Genomic DNA, 18,246 nt, shown 5'->3' on the forward strand with positions numbered 1-18,246 from the left:
TCCCGTCCGGGCGTCCGGAAATGCGGATGCCCCGCCGCCCGCGCGCGGGGCAGGATCCGGGGCATGACCGATACGGCGGAACGCGACGACCTGACGACGGACGAGGATCGGGTCGCTCGGCTGCGCGAGCGGCGGCTGGCCGCCCATCACAGGGCCCGGCGCGTGTTCGCGCGCCTCGGCTTCCAGCAGACCCTCCGGGAGCGCCTGGCGCTGCTGGAGGAGGCGGCGGCCGTCCACGACCTCGACCAGTTGTCCGACGTGTACGGCGACCGTGTCGTCGAGACGCTGGAGACGAAGGTCGCCGGGCTGCTCGGCACCGAGGCCGCCGCGTTCTTCCCGACGGGCACGATGGCCCAGCAGGTGGCCCTGCGCTGCTGGGCCGGCCGCACCGGGAACCCGACCGTCGCCCTGCACGCGCTCAGCCATCCCGAGGTGCACGAGCGGAACGCGTTCAGCGAGGTCGGCCGGCTGCGCCCGGTGCGGCTGACGAGCGAGCCGCGGCTGCCGACCGCCGCCGAGGTGCGCGACTTCGAGGAGCCCTTCGGGGCGCTGATGCTGGAACTGCCCCTCAGGGACGCCGGTTTCGTGCTGCCCTCCTGGGAGGAGCTCACCGCGGTCGTCGAGGCGGCGCGGGAACGGGACGCGGTGGTGCACTTCGACGGGGCCCGCCTGTGGGAGTCCACCGTCCACTTCGGCCGCCCGCTGGAGGAGATCGCGGGCCTGGCCGACAGCGTCTACGTGTCGTTCTACAAGGCTCTGGAGGCTTTCGGCGGCGCGGCGCTCGCGGGCCCGAAGGAGCTCGTCGAGGAGGCGAAGACCTGGCGGCACCGGTACGGCGGGACGGTCTTCCAGCAGTTCCCCACGGCGCTGTCGGCGCTGGTCGGGCTGGAGCGGCAGCTGCCCCGGCTGCCGGAGTACGTGGCCCACGCGCGCGTGGTGGCCGCCTCGATGCGTGAGGCGTTCGCGGCGGCCGGGGTGCCGTGGGCGCGCGTGCACCCGGAGGTGCCGCACACCCACGACTTCCAGGTGTGGCTGCCGTACGAGGCGGACGTCCTCGGGGAGACGGCGGTCCGCATGGCCGAGGAGACGGGCATCGCCCTGTTCGGCAATGGCTGGGACCGGGGCGGTCCCGGGCTGGCGCACACGGAGGTGCATGTGCGGGCCGACGGGCTTCAGTGGAGTGCCGAGGACGTGAAGGCGGCGGTTTCGGAGTTCGTGGCCCGGCTGCCGGAGCAGGTCAGGTAGGAAGCCGCCGCCACCGCGCCAGGGCGTCCCGGAGCCGGCGGCGGACCGGGCGGCCCGCGAGGGCGGCACGGAAGTGCCGCTCGTCGCGCCACTCCCGCACGACCTTCCAGTCGTCGGTGCCGGGGGCGGGCACGTCGGGCTCGCCGAGGGACCGGGCGCGGTAGGTGTCGAGGAGGTACTGCTGCGTGATGCTCATGGTGAATCGCCTCTGCGGGACGGGGGATGGAGGTCCGAAGGCTCCGCGGCTGCCCCGGTGGTCCCACCGTGCGTCCGGACCGGCCACGGCGTCGCGTCGATTGACCAGGCTCGTCAATCGGCGGGGGCGTTGTCGGTGGCCGGGTGCACCATGAGGGCATGAGCGTGCACATCGACATCGAGGGGCTGCGGCCCGAGGCGGTAGCCGTCGTACCGTCGCCCCTGGCCGAGCTCGGCATGGCCCTGCACGCGCTGTCCGAACCGGCGCACCACCCGGGCCTGCAGGGCTGGGTGACGGGGGTGACGGCCCGGCTCGACCCGCATCTGGCCGACCGGATGTGCGAGGCGGACTTCCTGTGGCGGACGACGTTCTCGGACCTGTTCCTGCCCTGGGCGGGCCTGCCGGACCGGCGCACGCTCCCGGGCGCGACCCTCGCCGAGGAGCTGGACCAGCTCGACAAGCTGTCCGACGAGCAGTTCGTGGACGCGGCACTGGAGTTCACCTGTGGCGCCGGCTACGGCGAGGGGGGACCGACGGCGCTGACCGACCCGGAGACGCGCCGCCGGGCACTGGAGCTGGCCGCCGCCCGCGGGCCGCGGCAACTGCGCTTCGGTGAGCGGCTGCTGGCGGAGCCGCCCAGGATCCGGGCCTGGCTGCGACAGTTCCTGCGGGACTGCGACGAGGCGTTCTTCGCGGAGGCCTGGGCCCGGCTGCGCCATCAGCTCGCGGCCGATGCCCGGCACAAGACGGACCTGCTGCGGCGCAAGGGCCTGGCCGAGGGGCTGGCCGCGGTGTCCCCGGCGATCACGCTCGACGCCGCCGGCACCCGGATCACGGTCGACAAACTGGGCGACGGCCGTACGACCACGGGCGACGGCGGCCTGCTGCTCGTCCCGACGAGTCTCGGCTGGCCCCATCTGATGGTTCTGCACCGGTACGGCTGGCAGCCGGTGCTGCACTACCCGGTGGGCTCCCCGGAGCTCGCCGCACCGCAGACGGTCGAACAGCTGGCCCTGCGGATGACCGCACTGTCCCATCCGGTGCGGATGCGCATGTGCCGCCATCTGGCCCGCAGCGCGCACACCACCAGCGAGCTGGCGCAGGTGCTCGGCATGACGGCCCCGGAGATATCCCGGCATCTTGCCGTGCTGAAGAAGGCGGGCCTGATCACGACCCGCCGCCGCGGCCGCTACGTGCTGCACCAGCTGGACGTGACGGTGGTGGCCCGGCTCGGCAGCGAGTTCCTGGAAGGGATCCTCAGGTAACCGGCCCCCACCGGCGGGTGAACGGCCGAGGGGCAGCTAGACGCTCCGACCGCGCCGCCGGGCAGGCGCCGCCAGGCCAGGGCGGCCGGGCCAGCGCGGTCGGACCGGCACGGCCGGGTCAGCGCGGCCGGGCCATCGCGGTCGGACCGGCACAGCCGGGCCAGGGCGGCCCGCTCGGCACGGCCGGGTCAGCCGTGGCCGCCGGCCCGCACCAGCCCCGTCTCGTAGGCCAGCACCACGACCTGCACCCGGTCCCTGAGCCCGAGCTTGGTCAGGATGCGGCCCACGTGCGTCTTCACGGTCGCCTCCGACAGCACCAGCCGCGCCGCGATCTCGCCGTTGGACAGGCCCTGCGCGACCAGCACCATGACCTCACGCTCACGGTCGGTGAGCCGCTCGAGCTCCTTGTGCTGGGGCTGCTGGGCGCCCGGCAGCATCGGTGCGAAGCGGTCCAGCAGCCGCCGGGTGGTGGAGGGCGCGACGACCGCGTCCCCGCTGTGCACGGCCCTGATCGCGGTCAGGAGCTCGGCCGGCGGGACGTCCTTGAGCATGAAGCCGGAGGCGCCCGCCTTCAGCCCGGAGAAGGCGTACTCGTCGAGGTCGAAGGTGGTCAGGATGAGCACCTTCGGCGGGTCGGTGTCCGCGCAGATCCGGCGGGTCGTCTCCACCCCGTCGAGCTTCGGCATGCGGACGTCCATCAGCACCACGTCGACCTCGGTCGTCCGCAGTTCCTGGAGGGCCTCGACGCCGTCGCCCGCCTCCGCCACGACCTCCATGTCCGGCTGGGCGGCGAGCACCATCCGGAACCCGGTGCGCAGCAGCACCTGGTCGTCGACGAGCATCACGCGGATCGTCATCGGGCCTCTTCCATGTCGGGTCATCTCGGGGTTCGTCACAGCGGTCGTGACAGGGCGTTACAGGTGTCAGCGAGGGGCGTGCGGCGGCGTCAGTGCGCGGGTTTGAGCGGCAGCAGGGCACTGATGCGGAATCCTCCGCCCGGGCGCGGGCCCGCGTCCAGGGTGCCGCCGACCATACCGACCCGCTCGCGCATGCCGATCAGGCCGTGGCCCTGTCCGTCGAACCCGCCCTCCTCGTACAGCTCGTGCGGGGCGCCCTTGCCGTCGTCCTCGACGAGCAGGCCGAGGCCGTCGTCGAAGTACACCAGGCGCACGCTCGCGCCCGCGTTCTCCCCGCCGTGTTTACGGGTGTTGGTGAGCGCCTCCTGCACGATGCGGTAGGCGGTGAGCTCGACGCCGCTGGGCAGCGGGCGGGGTGTGCCCTCGACCTTGAAGTCGACGGGCAGTCCGGAGGTGCGGCACTGCTCGACGAGGTCCTCGATCTGCTGCACATCGGGCTGCGGCACGTACTCGCCGGCCTCCTGGTGCTCGCCGGTGCGCAGCACGCCGAGCAGGCGGCGCATCTCGGCGAGGGCCTGGCGGCCGGTGGAGGAGATGGTCTCCAGGGCCTTCTTCGCCTGGTCGGGCGCGGCGTCCAGGACGTAGGCGGCGCCGTCGGCCTGGACCACCATCACCGACACGTTGTGCGCGACGACGTCGTGCAACTCGCGCGCGATCCGGGCGCGTTCGGCGGCGACGGCGACCTTGGACTGTGCCTCGCGCTCCTTCTCCAGGCGGGCGGCCCTCTCCTCCAGCTGCGCGAAGTAGGCGCGGCGGGTGCGGATGGAGTCGCCGAGCACCCAGGCGAGCGCGAAGGGGACGGTCTGGAGGACCGCCAGGGCGATGTCGCCCGCGATCCCCGTCTGCTCGTTCGACCAGCGCAGCTGCGCCAGCGGGGCCGCGCACAGGCCGGCGATCAGCGCGAAGCGGGAAGCCCAGCGGGCACCCTCCGCCGCGACGGTGTAGACGATCACCAGCATGGCGAAGTCGGAGGGCAGGATCGCGACGTCGGTGACCAGCTGCGCCACGCCGACCGCAGCCGCGAGCAGCAGCATCCTCTCCGGCATCCGGCGGCGCAGCGCCACCACCAGGCTCAGCAGCAGTGTGATCGGAATGACCACGGCCCAGGGGCCGATCTGCTCGCCCGCCGCCCCGCCCACTACCGAGATCCCGAGGAGGACCACGGCCCAGAAGCCGTCGACCCACGTCGGGTGCTTGCGGAGGAAGTCATAGAGGCGCTGCACGTAACCCAGCGTAGGGAAGCGCGATAGGTGCAGGGGTCAACCGGAGGGCCGATCCGTACCGGGCGCGCATACTCCGCAAGGTGGAGTTGCGTTCGTTGTGTCCACATAGCCTGGCCCGGTGACGGCAGGAACGAGGGACGAGCGGAACGAGTGGCACGAGTGGCGTGGGTGGCGTGCGGCGGCGCAGGACGCTCTGTACGCGCCGGGGGGCTTCTACCGGCGCGCGGAGGGACCGGCCGGGCATTTCCGGACGTCCGTGCACACGTCGCCGCTGTTCGCGGGGGCGGTTGCCCGGCTGCTGTGCCGGGTCGACGAGGCGCTGGGGCGGCCCGCGGTGCTGGACTTCGTCGACATGGCGGCCGGGCGGGGTGAGCTGACGAGCGGGGTGCTCGCCGCTCTCCCCGCCGACGTGGCGGCACGTACGCGCGCGTACGCCGTCGAGATCGCCGAGCGGCCCGCGGGACTCGATCACCGGATCGAGTGGCTGGCCACGCCCCCGGAGGGGACGACCGGGCTGCTGTTCGCCAACGAGTGGCTGGACAACGTGCCCGTGGAGGTCGTGGAGGTGGATGCCGCGGGCGTCGCACGGCTGGTCATGGTCCGCGAGGACGGGACCGAGCGGCTCGGGGAGCCGGTGGCCGGGGCGTCGGCGCGGTGGCTGGAGCGGTGGTGGCCGCTGCCCGGCGAGGAGGGGCTGCGCGCCGAGATCGGGCTGCCCCGGGACGAGGCCTGGGCCGCCGCGGTAGCGACGCTCGGGCGAGGGCTCGCGGTGGCCGTGGACTACGCGCACTCGGCGGACACCCGCCCGCCGTTCGGCACGCTCACCGGGTTCCGGGAAGGCCGCGGGACCACACCCGTCCCGGACGGCTCCTGCGACATCACGGCCCACGTCGCCCTGGACGCGTGCGCGCTGCCCGGCGGACGCGTGCTCCCCCAGCGCGAGGCACTGCACGCCCTGGGCGTGACCGGCGCGCGCCCCCCGCTCACGCTGGCCTCCGCCGACCCCGCCGCATACGTACGCGCCCTTGCGAGCGCCGGTGAGGCCGCCGAGCTCACCGCGGCGGGCGGGCTGGGCGACTTCGGCTGGCTGGTGCAGCCCGTCGGCGTCGAGGACCCCTTCCAGGCGCTGGGTGAGGACTCCCGCTAGGCGCTGCCCGAAGACCCGCTCCAGGCACGGCGGGAGGGCCCCCGTGCTATTTGTCGATGTCCCCGACCACGAAGAACATCGACCCCAGGATCGCCACCATGTCCGCGACCAGCGTCCCCGGCAGCAGCTCCGTCAGCGCCTGGATGTTGTTGTACGACGCCGAGCGCAGCTTCAGCCGGTACGGGGTCTTCTCGCCCTTGCTGACGAGGTAGTAGCCGTTGATGCCGAGCGGGTTCTCGGTCCAGGCGTACGTGTGTCCCTCGGGCGCCTTCAGGACCTTCGGGAGCCGCTGGTTGACCGGCCCGGGCGCCAGCTCGGCCAGCCGGTCGAGGCAGGCGTCGGCCAGGTCCAGCGCGTTGTGCGTCTGCTCCAGGAGGCACTCGAAGCGGGCGAGGCAGTCGCCCTCCTGCCGGGTCACCACCTTCAGGGTGTCCTGGAGGTCGCCGTAGGCGAGGTACGGCTCGTCCCGGCGCAGGTCGAAGTCGACGCCCGAGGCGCGTCCGATCGGCCCGCTCACCCCGTAGGCGTGCACGGCCTCGGCGGTGAGGGTGCCCACGCCCCGGGTGCGGCCCCGGAAGATCTCGTTGCCGAGCACCAGGTCCTCGAAGCGGTCCATCCGGGAGCGCACGTCGGCGACGGAGGCACGCGCGCGCGTGGTCCACCCGGCCGGCAGGTCCTCCTTGAGGCCGCCCACCCGGTTGAACATGTAGTGCATCCGCCCGCCGGAGATCTCCTCCATGACGTGCTGGAGCTCCTCGCGCTCCCGGAAGGCGTAGAAGATCGGGGTGATCCCGCCGAGCTCCAGCGGGTACGAGCCGAGGAACATCAGGTGGTTGAGCACCCGGTTCAGCTCGGCGAGCAGCGTGCGCAGCCACACCGCGCGCTCGGGCACCTCCATGCCGAGCATCCGCTCCACGGCGAGGACCACGCCCAGCTCGTTGGAGAACGCCGACAGCCAGTCGTGACGGTTGGCGAGCATGATGATCTGGCGGTAGTCGCGCGCTTCGAACAGCTTCTCCGCGCCGCGGTGCATGTAGCCGATCACCGGCTCCGCGTGCCTGATGCGCTCGCCGTCGAGGACGAGCTTCAGCCGCAGCACGCCATGGGTGGACGGGTGCTGCGGTCCGATGTTGAGCACCATGTCGGTGCTCTCCGCGGCGCCGCCGATTCCGACCATGGTCTCCGTCGTAGGAGTCATGGACACAGTCTCTCCTACGTACGCTGGCCCCATGGATACGGGGAGTCCGCACGAGGTGGGGCCGGACGGGACACAGAGCACGGCCGTGGCGGCCGGCGGCGAGCCGGTGTGGATCGCGCTGCCGCCCGGACTGCTGAAGATGCGCCGGCTGCTGCTGGTCGTGTGGCTCGGGCTGATCGCCCTGGCGGCCGGGCTGCTGCCGGGGCTGCTGGCGGGTCCCGCCTGGGCCGCCTTCGCCCTGCCGCCACTGGCCCTGCTGGCCTGGGGCTGGGTGATGATCGAGCGCAACTGGCGTTCCTGGCGGTACGCCGAGCGGGCCGACGACCTGCTGATCAGCCGGGGCGTGCTCTGGCGCGAGGAGACCGTCGTGCCGTACGGGCGGATGCAGCTGGTCGAGGTCACGTCCGGGCCCGTCGAGCGGCACTTCGGGCTGGCCAGCGTGCAGCTGCACACGGCGGCCGCGGCCACCGACGCGACCATCCCCGGCCTGGACCCGGCCGAGGCGGAACGGCTGCGCGACCGGCTCACCGAGCTGGGCGAAGCCCGGTCGGCGGGGCTGTGACGGCGCCGGAGGCCGCCGAGGCCTCGGAGGCCGCCGAGGTGACCGAGCGGCGGCTGCACCCCGTCACACCGCTGCGCCGCGCCTGGGCACCGGTCGCGGTGCTCATCGGCTGGGCCGTGCACGACCCCGACGGGGCGCAGCGCCAGCTGACCCGGCTGACCACGACCACGCTGCTCATCGGCCTCGCCGTGCTCGTCCCGGCCGCCGCCCTCTACGGCTTCTGCTCCTGGTGGTTCACGCACTTCGCGGTGACCCGGACCGAACTGCGCATCCGTACCGGGCTCGTCTTCCGGCGCACCGCGCACATCCGGCTGGAGCGGATCCAGGCCGTCGACGTCACCCAGCCGCTGCTGGCCCGGGTCGCGGGCGTCGCCAAGCTCAAACTCGACGTCATAGGCACCGACAAGAAGGACGAACTGGCCTTCCTCGGCGCCGACGAGGCACGGGCGCTGCGGGCCGAACTGCTCGCCCGGGCGGCCCGTTTCGCACCCGAGACCGCGCACGAGGTCGGCGAGGCCCCGTCCCGGCAGCTGCTGCGGGTGCCACCGGGCGTGCTCGCCCTGTCGCTGGTGCTGACGGGCGCCACCTGGATGTCGCTGGCCGCGGCGCTCGTCGTCCCGCCGGTGCTGTGGCTGGTCACCCACAGCCTGTGGACGATCCTCGCGGTCGCCCTGCCGTTGCTGGGTGCGGCGGGCGCGAGCAGCGTGGGGCGGTTCGTCGCCGAGTACGACTGGACGGTGGGCGAGTCGCCCGACGGGCTGCGCATCGACCACGGGCTGCTGGACCGGGCCCACGAGACGGTGCCGCCCGGGCGCGTGCAGACCGTGCGGATCGTGGAGCCGCTGCTGTGGCGGCGACGCGGCTGGGTGCGGGTGGAGCTGGACGTGGCCGGTTCGTCCAACTCCGTGCTGGTGCCGGTCGCTCCGCGCGAGATCGCCGAGGACGTGGTCGCGCGCGTGCTGCCGGGGGTGAGCGTGCCGGGGCCCACGGCCCTGTCGCCGGCCCCGCGTAGCGCTCGCTGGTGCGTGCCGCTGTGGTGGCGCGGGTACGGACTCGCCGTCACGGACGCGGTGTTCGTGGCCCGGTCCGGGCTGCTGCGACGGAGCCTGGCGCTGGTGCCGCACGCCAAGGTGCAGAGCGTGCGGATGACGCAGGGGCCGTGGGAGCGTGCCCGGGGCGTCGCCGACGTGTGTGTGGACACGGGGGCGAACAAGACGGTGCGGGCCCGGCTGCGGGACGCCGGTGAGGCGCGCGAGCTGCTGGCGGCACAGGCGGAGCGGTCCCGTACGGGGCGCAGGGACGCGCGGCCGGACCGCTGGATGGCGTGACCTCGCAGGAGCTGGATGGGGCGACCCTGGGAGGAGCTGGATGGCGTGACGCGGGGATAGCCGGGTGGCGTGACCGCGGGAAAAGCCAGGTGGCGTGACCGCGGGAAAAGCCAGGTGGCGTGACCGCGGGAAAGGCCAGGTGGCGTGACCGCGGGAAACAGCGAAGGCCCCCCGGCCGCAGCCGAGGGGCCCTTCGTCACCACAGGCCTCAGGAGACCGCGCTGCGCAGTCCCTGTACGTCGATCTGCTCGGTCTCGTCGTGCGCCGTCAGGTCGATGACCTGGCCGATGCCGCGCGACTCCTCGTCGGCCGGCTTGTAGCGGGCCTCGGTCTCGGCCTTGTGCAGGGCGAGCGCCTCCTGGCCGACGACATCGGCGAGGTCCTCGTTCTGCACGGCTTCCAGGGCCGCCGGGGACGTACCGGCCTTCGTGCCGAAGAAGTCGAACCCGCCCCCGGTCGGCGGACGCCGCACCGGCGACTGCGGCGGGACGGCCACGGCGGTCGGAACGGTGTAGTGCCCGGAGAGCCGCCCCCCGGGCTGCTCGGGCCGGGCGGACTGCTCCGGGCTGACGGGTTGTTCGGCCCGGGCGGACTGCTCGGTGCCGACGGGTTGTTCGGCCCGGGCGGACTGCTCGGTGCCGACGGGCTGTTCGGCGCGGACCGACTGCTCGGGCCGTGCGGCTTGCGGAAGTTGCCCGGTCTCGGTCTCGCCGGCCTCCGCGGAAGCCTTAGCGGCCGGCACGGAAGCCCCGCCGCCCTTCGCGGAAACCCCGGCCGCCGGAACGGCCGTTTCGGCGGCTGCGCGCTCGTGGCCGTCGGCCGCCTCGGACCGCTCCTGCGCCTCGTCCTCGCGCGCCTGCTCCCGCTGCTCCGCCTGCTCCGCCTGCTCCCGCTTCGCCTCCTGCGCGGCCTCCGTGCCCTCGCCCTCGCCCTCGCCCTCGCCCTCTCCCTTGTCCTCGTCCTCGCCCCTCGGCACGCCGTCACCATCACCGTCGCCGCCGCCGTCCGGGTCCGGAACCGTCTCACCGTCGAACCGGGCGAGTGCGGCCGCGGCCCGCAGGAACAGCCGGGTGCCCTCCGGCGAGAACACGGCGGGATGTGCGGGCTGCTCCTCGGCACCGAGAGCGGCAGGCGCCTCGTCCGGCTCCGGCGAAGCCTCCACCGCGTCGGACGCCCCCGCCGGCAGCGCGGCCCGAACCGGAGCCGTCGCCTCTATCTCGAGGACCCGGCGATCCTCCAGGACGCTCGCGCGTTCCGCCTCCGCCGTGGCGTACCGGCGCAGCAGCGCGGCGTGCTCGTTGCGCAGACCGGCCAGCTCCGTGCGCTTGGCGCGCAGCCGCTGCTCCAGCTTCCCGCGCAGCTCACGCGACTCCTCGAGGTCGGCCTCCAGTTCGGCCACGCGTTCCTCGAAGCGCCACTCGTCGCTCGCCCGCGCGCGCGTGAGGTCGGCGACGCGCTTGCCCGCCTGGGTGTCCCAACGGCGCAGCACGACCGCGCCGATGACCGCCGTCGCCGCCGCGGCGGCGGCCAGACCGCGGAGCACCATCGGCTCCGTGAACACCCAGGGCCCCAGGGCGCAGACGAGGGAGACGCCTGCGATCGCCGACGGGGGCAGCATCCTGTGCAGGGGCGGGGAATGGCGGTGACGTCCACGTGGCATGGCCAGAAACTTACCGCGCGTAGGCGAATCATGGTGACCCGCCCCGCAAAAACAAAGCCGTACCGAAACGTTCACACCACTTCAGAACTCGGGAACAACCGGAATCGATCGCTCACCCAATTCCCAAGATCATTTTCAGGGTCCGATCAGCCGCCCGCTCATCCACTCCAGGGCCGCCGGAATCTCGCGCCGCCAGGTGTTGAAGTTGTGTCCGCCGCTTTCGAGGATGATCGACGAGATCCGCGTCCGCCCGGTGCCCTCGACCCGCTCGATGAACCTCAGCGTGTCCTTGTAGTTGGTCTCTCCCTGTTTGCTGCTGCTGACCAGCAGGGACGTATCGGGAGCCGGCTCGTGGGCGAGGTACCACCGCAGGTCCGCGCGATTGCGCAGCGCCTTGTCGCCCTGGAAGAGATCGCCTGTCGTGGCGTCGATCGGCGCCTTGTAGTAAGCCGACAGGCCGGCCCCGGCGGCGTACACACCGGGATGGTGCAGGGCGATCTTCAACGCACAGTAACCCCCCGTGGAGTTGCCGATGATGCCCAGACCGCCCGGCTTTTCGGCCACCCTGTAGTGCGTGCGCAACGCGTCGGGGAGATCCTTCGCGAAGAACGACTCGGTCTGCGGACCACCCGGGATGTCGACGCACTCCGTGTCCCGGGGCGGCGCCACCGTGGGCCGCAGCATCACGAGGATCATCGGCTTCGCCCTGCCCGCCCGGGCCAGTTCCAGAGCCGTACTCGGATAGCGGAGCTTCTCCACCAGCGCCGACGCCGTGCCCGGATAACCCGTCAGCACGACGGCGGTGGGAAACCTGTGAGTGCGGTACCGGGGCTGGAAGTACTCCGGCGGCAGATAGACGTACGCCGGCGAGGCGATGTGCGTCGTACGGCCCACGATGTCGACCCGCTGGATCCGGCCGCCGGCCTGTGGCAGCGCACCGCCCGCCCCCGGCACCCGGCGGGAGTCGACCACCTTCAACGGGCCCCCGTCCGGCAGGTGGTCGACGACCACGCCCTGGTCCTTCTCCTGCCCGAACAGGTCCGCCCAGCTCGCGTAGAACCCGAAGGACTGGTTGGCGGCCAGGCCCACCGCGGCGAACAGCGCCACCTGGGTGCCCAGCAGCAGTGCGACCCGCCCGCTCACGGCCCGCAGGCCGCGCCGGGCCAGCCGTGGCCACAGCCAGACCGTGCCGGCGAACAGCAGCACGGCAGACAGCACGGCCAGCGCCAGCACCTCGTCGCTCGTCAGACCCATGGGTCGGTCACCTGTCCGCGCTCTCCGTCCGGGCCCGTACCCCCCACATCTGCGCAAGGGCTTGTCCCGGACTTTCCTCGGCCTTTGAAACGGCTTTGACATGGGGAGTGAACCTCTCTCCCCGAGACACCGTCCTAGAGGGCGCAATGTCGCCGGATGCCCGAATCGGCACCGGATCCAAGGTCTCTCGCAGAACTACGGGATGCGATGTCTGTCAGGACAGATGAGGAAATGTCGGGCGAGGTTCCGCGTCGCAGCAGCGATGCGGCCCGTCCGGGCCGGTTGAGCCGGATACCGCGCGGGCCACGCCCCGAGGCCGTCCCCGTCCTCGTCGGCAGAGCCTGCGCCCTGGTGGGCGTCCTGGACATCGCCGCGGGCGTCTTCCCCCGCTTCCGGCACAGCAGGATGCACGCCATCGCCGAGGTCCTGCCGGGCGCGCTCGGCCCGTTCGCGGCCGCCCTGTCCCTCAGCACCGGCGTGCTGTTGCTGCTGCTCGCCCACGGCCTCAAGCGCGCCAAGCGCAGGGCCTGGCGGGCCGCGGTGGCGCTCCTGCCCGCCGGTGCCGTCGCCCAGTTCACCTACCGGCACTCGCTCGTGGGCGTGCTGATCTCCCTGGTACTGCTGGCGCCCCTGCTGCGCCACCGCGACCAGTTCAACGCCCTGCCCGACCCGCGCAGCCGCTGGAAGGCCCTCGCCAACTTCGTGCTCATGAGCGCCGGTTCGCTCGCGCTCGGACTGCTCGTCGTCAGCGTCCACAGCGGGCGCATCATCGGCGACCCCAGCCTCGCCGACCGCATCACCCACGTCATCTACGGCCTGTTCGGCTTCGAAGGCCCGGTCGGCTACCGGGGCGACACCTCCTGGACCGTCGCCTTCTCCCTCGGCGCCCTCGGCCTGCTCACCGCCGTCACCACCATCTACCTGGCCTTCCGCCCCGAGCACCCGGCCGCACGACTCACCGCGGAGGACGAGGCCGCGCTGCGCGCCCTGCTCGACAAGCACGGACGCCGCGACTCCCTCGGCCACTTCGCCCTGCGCCGCGACAAGGCCGTCGTCTTCTCCCCCAGCGGCAAGGCCGCCGTCACCTACCGCGTCGTCTCCGGCGTGATGCTCGCCAGCGGCGACCCGATCGGCGACGTCGAGGCCTGGCCCGGCGCCATCGAACGGTTCATGGACGAGGCCAGGGCCCACTCCTGGACCCCCGCCGTCATGGGCTGCTCCGAGACCGGCGGCGAGGTGTGGACCCGCGAGACCGGGCTCGACGCCCTCGAACTGGGCGACGAGGCGGTGGTGGATGTCGCGGATTTCTCCCTCGCCGGCCGCGCGATGCGCAACGTGCGCCAGATGGTCAAGCGCATCGAGCGCGCCGGTTACGAAACCCGGGTACGACGTGTCCGTGACCTCGGCGACGCCGAACTGGAGCGCATCCGCCAGGCCGCCGAAGACTGGCGCGGCACCGACACCGAACGCGGCTTCTCCATGGCGCTCGGCCGCGTCGGCGACCCCGCCGACGGCGACTGCCTCATCGCCACCGCCCACAAACAGGACGACCACCCGGGCCCCTACGGCGATCTGAAGGCGATCCTGCACTTCGTGCCGTGGGGCACCGACGGCGCCTCCCTGGACCTGATGCGCCGCGACCGCTCGGCCGACCCCGGCATGAACGAACTGCTCATCGTCGCCGCCCTCCAGGCAGCACCCAGGTTCGGCATCACTCGCGTCTCCCTCAACTTCGCCATGTTCCGCGCGGCACTGGCCCGCGGCGAGAAGATCGGCGCCGGCCCGGTGCTGCGCGCCTGGCGCGGACTGCTGGTCTTCCTCTCCCGCTGGTTCCAGATCGAGTCCCTCTACAAGTTCAACGCCAAGTTCCAGCCGCGTTGGGAACCGCGCTTCGTCGTCTACCGGGCCCCCGCCGACCTGCCCCGGATCGGCTTCGCCGCCATGCAGGCCGAGGGCTTCGTCAACCTCGCCCTCCCCCTGCCGCGTTTCCTGCGCCGCCGGCGCCTGGCCACGCCCCGCCCCTGCGCCCACGCCACCACGGCCGAACGCGACGTCCGGGCGGCATGACCCCGCCCCCCGACCGAGGCCGTCGCACGGGCCGCAGCGCCGGACGGCCCCCGCCGGGGCCTACGCTGAACATATGAGCAACCAGAGCGGACGCGGGCGCGTGGCGGGCCTACCCGAATGGGACCGCTGCGCGGTCATGGGAGTCGTGAACGTCACCCCCGACTCCTTCTCCGACGGCGGCCGCTTCTTCGACACCACGGCCGCCGTCAAACGCGGCCTCGACCTGGTCACCGAAGGCGCGGACCTGGTCGACGTCGGCGGCGAGTCCACCCGCCCCGGCGCCACCCGGGTCGACGAGGACGAGGAACTGCGGCGCGTCATCCCCGTCGTCCGCGGCCTGGCCTCCGAGGGCGTCACGGTCTCCGTCGACACCATGCGCGCCTCCGTCGCCGAACGGGCCATCGCGTCCGGTGCCGCCCTCGTCAACGACGTCAGCGGCGGCCTCGCCGACCCCCGCATGATCCCGGCCGTCGCCGACGCGGGCGCCCCCTTCGTCGTCATGCACTGGCGCGGCTTCCTCCAGGGCGGCAACGTCAGGGGCGAGTACGCCGACGTCGTCACCGAGGTCGTCGACGAACTGCACGCGCGCGTGGAGGCCGTCCTGGCCGGCGGCATCGCCCCCGACCGCGTCATCGTCGACCCCGGCCTCGGCTTCTCCAAGGACGCCGAGCACGACCTCGCCCTCCTCGCGGGCCTCGACCGGGTCCTCGCCCTCGGCCACCCGCTGCTCGTCGCCGCCTCCCGCAAACGCTTCCTCGGCCGGGTCCTCGCCGGCCCCGACGGCCCCCCGCCGCCCGCACGCGAACGCGACGCGGCCACCGCGGCCGTCTCCGCGCTCGCGGCGCACGCCGGCGCATGGGCGGTCCGCGTCCACGAGGTGCGCGCCACCGCGGACGCCGTACGGGTCGCCCGCGCCGTCGCAGGAGCACGCACCGGCGCAGAAGGAACCCGGTGAGCGCCCCGCACACCGACGTCGAACAGGTCGAGGCCGCCAACACCGCCTTCTACGAGGCACTGGAACAGGGCGACTTCGAGGAACTGGCGTCGCTCTGGCTGACCCCCTCCGACCTGGGCGTCGACGAGACGTACCACGACCCGGCCGACACCGGCGTGGTCTCCTGCGTCCACCCCGGCTGGCCCGTCCTCACCGGCCGCGGCGAGGTCCTCCGGTCGTACGCGCTGATCATGGCGAACACCGACTACATCCAGTTCTTCCTGACCGACGTGCACGTCTCCGTCACCGGCGACACCGCCCTGGTCAACTGCACCGAGAACATCCTCAGCGGCGGCCCCGCCCCCGAAGGCGCCGGCGAGGAGCTCGGCCCGCTCGTCGGACAGCTCGTGGTCGCCACCAACGTGTTCCGGCGCACGCCTCAGGGGTGGAAGATCTGGTCGCACCACGCTTCCCCCGTCCTGGCGGAAACAGAGGAGGACGAGCAGGACGACACCCCCGCCTGAGTGGGTACGCGCCAGGAAGTGGTTGGAATCACCTACGCCCGGGTAGGGGCGGCTACCAACCTGCGCACCGACGGGTTCCCCAGGGGAAACGCTGGATGAACCCTGCCGGGCCCGGGCGCGGCCCCCACCCCGTGACCCGGGACCGCCCGTGCGCGCAGGTAGATTCGACCGAGGCCGGTGTGCCGACCGCACACGGCACCGACCGGCCCTGACCGACGATTGCAGGAGTGATTCGCGTGGATCGTGTCGCGCTGCGCGGCCTGAAGGCCCGCGGGCACCACGGCGTGTTCCCCGAGGAACGCGCGGAGGGCCAGACCTTCATCGTGGACCTCGTCCTCGGCCTGGACACCCGACCGGCCGCGGCCGACGACGACCTGGCGAAGACCGTGCATTACGGCATCGTGGCGGAGGAGGTCGTGGCCGTCGTCCAGGGCGAGCCCGTCGACCTCGTCGAGACGCTCGCCGAGCGCATCGCCCAGGCCTGTCTGAAGCACGAGGAGGTACAGGAGGTCGAGGTCTGCGTCCACAAGCCGGACGCCCCGATCACCGTCCCCTTCGACGACGTGACCGTCACCATCACCCGGAGCCGAGTATGACCGCGCCCTTCATCAAGGGTCCGACCGACCCGACCGTACAGCCGGTGCCCGCCTCCGTCGTCGAGAAGGTCGACGCCGCCGACACGACCCTGTCCAACCCCAAACGGGCCGTGGTCGCCCTCGGCTCCAACCTCGGCAACCGCCTGGAGACCCTCCAGGGAGCCATCGACGCCCTGGAGGACACGCCCGGCGTCCGCGTCAAGGGCGTCTCCCCGGTCTACGAGACCGAGCCCTGGGGCGTGGACCCCGGCAGCCAGCCCGCCTACTTCAACGCCGTCGTGGTCCTCAAGACCACCCTCCCGCCGTCCTCACTCCTGGAGCGCGCGCACGCGGTCGAGGAGGCCTTCCACCGCGTCCGGGACGAGCACTGGGGCCCCCGCACCCTCGACGTCGACATCGTCTCCTACGCCGATGTCGTCTCCGACGACCCGCAGCTCACGCTCCCCCACCCGCGCGCCCACGAGCGCGCGTTCGTCCTGGCTCCCTGGCACGACCTGGACCCCGAGGCGCAGCTGCCCGGCCTCGGTCCCGTCGCCGGTTTCCTCGACGCCGTCACCCGGGCCGGGGTCGCGCCCCGCCAGGACCTGGAACTCCGGCTGCCCGAGTAGCCGTTAAGGTCAAGACGGCCGCGAACCGGGCCGGAAGCCGGGGGAACCGAAGGGACACCGTGAGAGAGCTGCGTATCCGGGTGCTGGCCGGCGTCTTCGTCGTGGCCGGAGTCCTGTCCTGGGCGGGTGCCCGCCTGTGGAGCTCGGTCGGCACGCTCCCGAGCGTCCCGCTGGCCGCCCCCATCGTCCTGGCCGTGATCGCCGTGGTCCTGCTGGCCACGGCGCTCTCCATCCGCGCCCGGCTCAAGGCCCAGCGCGAGCGCCGCCCCGAGGCGAAGGGCGTCGATCCCCTCATGGCGGCCCGCGCGGTCGTCTTCGGCCACGCCAGCGCCCTGGTCGCCGCCCTCGTCTCCGGCATGTACGGCGGCACCGGTGTCTTCCTCCTGGAATCCCTCGACATCCCGGCCCGCCGCGACCAGGCCATCTACGCCGGCCTCTCGGTCGTCGCGGGCATCGGCGTCATAGCGGCCGCCATCTTCCTGGAACGCGTCTGCAAGCTCCCCGAGGACGACGAGAACGACGGCACGGGCGTGGCACCGACGGTCTGAGGCCGTTGGCACCCACCAGGGCTGACGAGCGAGATGCCCGTTGACGAGGAAGCCGGGGACATCCCGCTGGAGACAGCCGGAGGGCCGTGTCACCGGTTCCAGCCGAGCAGCCAGCCCAATGGTCGCTGTCGGTCCCCTCGGAATCACGTGCATGCACCCAGCCGTCGGGCGTTCCCAGCATGTGATCCGGCGCCACCGTGAACGTCATACGTGTACATCGCGCGCCCGCAGGCGACCACCCACGGCGTTCACCGTCTGCCTGCTCGGCAACCCGTAGCTCACTCGCTCCCCCTGATCTGTGCACAACCACACTGATCAGGGACGATCTCGGGTACCACTGACAATCGGGCTATCGCGCCATGATCAGGCTCATGGCCTCATTACGGGTCGCCGGATCACGAAGCTGGCCCCGGACCGCCGAGGTGATCGTTTTTGCGCCCGGCTTGCGGACCCCGCGCATCGACATGCACATGTGCTCGCACTCGACGACGACGATCACGCCACGCGGCTCCAGGATCGACATCAGGGAGTCGGCGATCTGCGTGGTGAGCCGCTCCTGCACCTGCGGGCGCCGGGCATAGACGTCCACGAGGCGAGCCAGCTTCGACAAGCCTGTGATCTTGCCTTCGGCGGACGGAATGTAGCCAACGTGCGCAACGCCGACAAACGGTACGAGGTGATGTTCACAGGAGCTCAATACTTCGATGTCCTTCACGAGCACCATCTCGTCATGCCCGAGGTCGAACGTCGTCGTCAGTACGTCCTCCGGCTGCTGCCACAACCCCGCGAATATCTCCTTGTACGCCCGCGCCACCCGCGCCGGCGTCTCGCGGAGGCCCTCGCGGTCCGGGTCCTCGCCGACCGCGATCAGGAGTTCGCGCACGGCGTTCTCGGCGCGCTTCTCGTCGAACTCGCCGATCCGGCCGTCGCCGTCCAGCACCACGGGGTCGGTCATCTGCTGCCTCGTTCCTGTG

Annotated in this window: 18 protein-coding genes; 11 read left to right on the top strand and 7 right to left on the bottom strand. The window is 72.5% G+C overall.

The features are described 5' to 3' along the window. The first annotated feature begins 63 nt into the window (after window positions 1–63). Window positions 64–1,245, top strand: coding sequence for a threonine aldolase family protein (locus FDO69_RS28755; protein ID WP_104783441.1), 1,182 nt, complete (start codon window positions 64–66; stop codon window positions 1,243–1,245). On the opposite strand, the gene FDO69_RS28760 is transcribed toward FDO69_RS28755, so the two are convergent. Then, window positions 1,238–1,441 (bottom strand): hypothetical protein, encoded by a 204-nt coding sequence (locus tag FDO69_RS28760; RefSeq protein WP_104783444.1) that lies wholly within the window; start codon window positions 1,439–1,441, stop codon window positions 1,238–1,240. The two genes, FDO69_RS28755 and FDO69_RS28760, sit on opposite strands and share 8 nt — an antisense overlap. A gap of 158 nt (window positions 1,442–1,599) precedes the next feature. On the opposite strand from FDO69_RS28760, the gene FDO69_RS28765 reads away from it, so the two are divergent. Continuing rightward, complete coding sequence (locus tag FDO69_RS28765) at window positions 1,600–2,706, top strand: DUF5937 family protein (protein ID WP_104783447.1); 1,107 nt, start codon at window positions 1,600–1,602, stop codon at window positions 2,704–2,706. Window positions 2,707–2,894: 188 nt separating this feature from the next. Here the strand turns inward: FDO69_RS28765 and FDO69_RS28770 are convergent, their stop codons facing one another. After that, entirely contained in the window at window positions 2,895–3,563 is a 669-nt protein-coding gene (locus FDO69_RS28770) for a response regulator (RefSeq protein WP_104783450.1), read from the bottom strand. 89 nt (window positions 3,564–3,652) lie between these two features. Continuing rightward, window positions 3,653–4,846: a sensor histidine kinase gene (locus tag FDO69_RS28775; protein WP_104783453.1), complete on the bottom strand. Its 1,194-nt coding sequence runs from the start codon at window positions 4,844–4,846 to the stop codon at window positions 3,653–3,655. Window positions 4,847–4,964: 118 nt separating this feature from the next. Between FDO69_RS28775 and FDO69_RS28780 the strand changes: the two genes are divergently transcribed. Continuing rightward, window positions 4,965–5,993 carry an SAM-dependent methyltransferase gene (locus FDO69_RS28780; protein ID WP_104783456.1) on the top strand — a complete coding sequence of 343 codons (1,029 nt, stop codon included), beginning with the start codon at window positions 4,965–4,967 and terminating at the stop codon, window positions 5,991–5,993. A 46-nt stretch (window positions 5,994–6,039) separates the two neighbouring features. Here the strand turns inward: FDO69_RS28780 and FDO69_RS28785 are convergent, their stop codons facing one another. After that, a complete protein-coding gene (locus tag FDO69_RS28785) occupies window positions 6,040–7,191 on the bottom strand; it encodes an NADH-quinone oxidoreductase subunit D (protein ID WP_104783459.1) in 1,152 nt (383 codons plus the stop codon). 31 nt (window positions 7,192–7,222) lie between these two features. Between FDO69_RS28785 and FDO69_RS28790 the strand changes: the two genes are divergently transcribed. Both FDO69_RS28790 and FDO69_RS28795 read left to right on the top strand, forming a co-directional pair. Next, a complete protein-coding gene (locus tag FDO69_RS28790) occupies window positions 7,223–7,753 on the top strand; it encodes a PH domain-containing protein (protein ID WP_104783462.1) in 531 nt (176 codons plus the stop codon). Next, complete coding sequence (locus tag FDO69_RS28795) at window positions 7,750–9,081, top strand: PH domain-containing protein (protein ID WP_104783465.1); 1,332 nt, start codon at window positions 7,750–7,752, stop codon at window positions 9,079–9,081. Before FDO69_RS28790 ends, FDO69_RS28795 begins: the two co-directional genes overlap by 4 nt. 208 nt (window positions 9,082–9,289) lie before the next feature. Here the strand turns inward: FDO69_RS28795 and FDO69_RS28800 are convergent, their stop codons facing one another. Together FDO69_RS28800 and FDO69_RS28805 are read right to left on the bottom strand one after the other, a co-directional pair. Further along, window positions 9,290–10,741 (bottom strand): hypothetical protein, encoded by a 1,452-nt coding sequence (locus tag FDO69_RS28800; RefSeq protein ID WP_104783468.1) that lies wholly within the window; start codon window positions 10,739–10,741, stop codon window positions 9,290–9,292. A gap of 135 nt (window positions 10,742–10,876) precedes the next feature. Beyond that, window positions 10,877–11,995 (bottom strand): alpha/beta hydrolase, encoded by a 1,119-nt coding sequence (locus FDO69_RS28805; protein ID WP_104783471.1) that lies wholly within the window; start codon window positions 11,993–11,995, stop codon window positions 10,877–10,879. 231 nt (window positions 11,996–12,226) lie between these two features. Here FDO69_RS28805 and FDO69_RS28810 point away from each other — a divergent pair, with 231 nt between their 5' ends. The 6 genes from FDO69_RS28810 to FDO69_RS28835 all read left to right on the top strand — a co-directional run bounded on the left by FDO69_RS28810 (window position 12,227) and on the right by FDO69_RS28835 (window position 17,272). Beyond that, window positions 12,227–14,062 (top strand): phosphatidylglycerol lysyltransferase domain-containing protein, encoded by a 1,836-nt coding sequence (locus tag FDO69_RS28810; RefSeq protein WP_104783474.1) that lies wholly within the window; start codon window positions 12,227–12,229, stop codon window positions 14,060–14,062. A gap of 73 nt (window positions 14,063–14,135) precedes the next feature. Beyond that, window positions 14,136–15,017 carry a dihydropteroate synthase gene (gene folP, locus FDO69_RS28815; RefSeq protein WP_104783477.1) on the top strand — a complete coding sequence of 294 codons (882 nt, stop codon included), beginning with the start codon at window positions 14,136–14,138 and terminating at the stop codon, window positions 15,015–15,017. Then, entirely contained in the window at window positions 15,014–15,520 is a 507-nt protein-coding gene (locus FDO69_RS28820) for a nuclear transport factor 2 family protein (protein WP_104783480.1), read from the top strand. Before folP ends, FDO69_RS28820 begins: the two co-directional genes overlap by 4 nt. Window positions 15,521–15,756: 236 nt before the next feature. Beyond that, the gene (gene folB, locus FDO69_RS28825) at window positions 15,757–16,116 is read left to right on the top strand and encodes a dihydroneopterin aldolase (protein ID WP_104783482.1); all 360 of its coding nucleotides are present in this window, start codon (window positions 15,757–15,759) and stop codon (window positions 16,114–16,116) included. Continuing rightward, window positions 16,113–16,724, top strand: a complete 612-nt coding sequence (folK, locus tag FDO69_RS28830; RefSeq protein WP_104783485.1) for a 2-amino-4-hydroxy-6-hydroxymethyldihydropteridine diphosphokinase — start codon at window positions 16,113–16,115, stop codon at window positions 16,722–16,724. The genes folB and folK overlap by 4 nt, the downstream gene beginning before the upstream one ends. 59 nt (window positions 16,725–16,783) lie before the next feature. Next, complete coding sequence (locus FDO69_RS28835; RefSeq protein ID WP_104783488.1) at window positions 16,784–17,272, top strand: DUF3180 domain-containing protein; 489 nt, start codon at window positions 16,784–16,786, stop codon at window positions 17,270–17,272. A 349-nt stretch (window positions 17,273–17,621) separates the two neighbouring features. On the opposite strand, the gene folE is transcribed toward FDO69_RS28835, so the two are convergent. Continuing rightward, window positions 17,622–18,227: a GTP cyclohydrolase I FolE gene (folE, locus tag FDO69_RS28840; protein WP_104783490.1), complete on the bottom strand. Its 606-nt coding sequence runs from the start codon at window positions 18,225–18,227 to the stop codon at window positions 17,622–17,624. Between the last annotated feature and the right edge of the window lie 19 nt (window positions 18,228–18,246).

The organism is Streptomyces tibetensis (assembly GCF_007655005.1).
Classification (GTDB): domain Bacteria; phylum Actinomycetota; class Actinomycetes; order Streptomycetales; family Streptomycetaceae; genus Streptomyces; species Streptomyces tibetensis.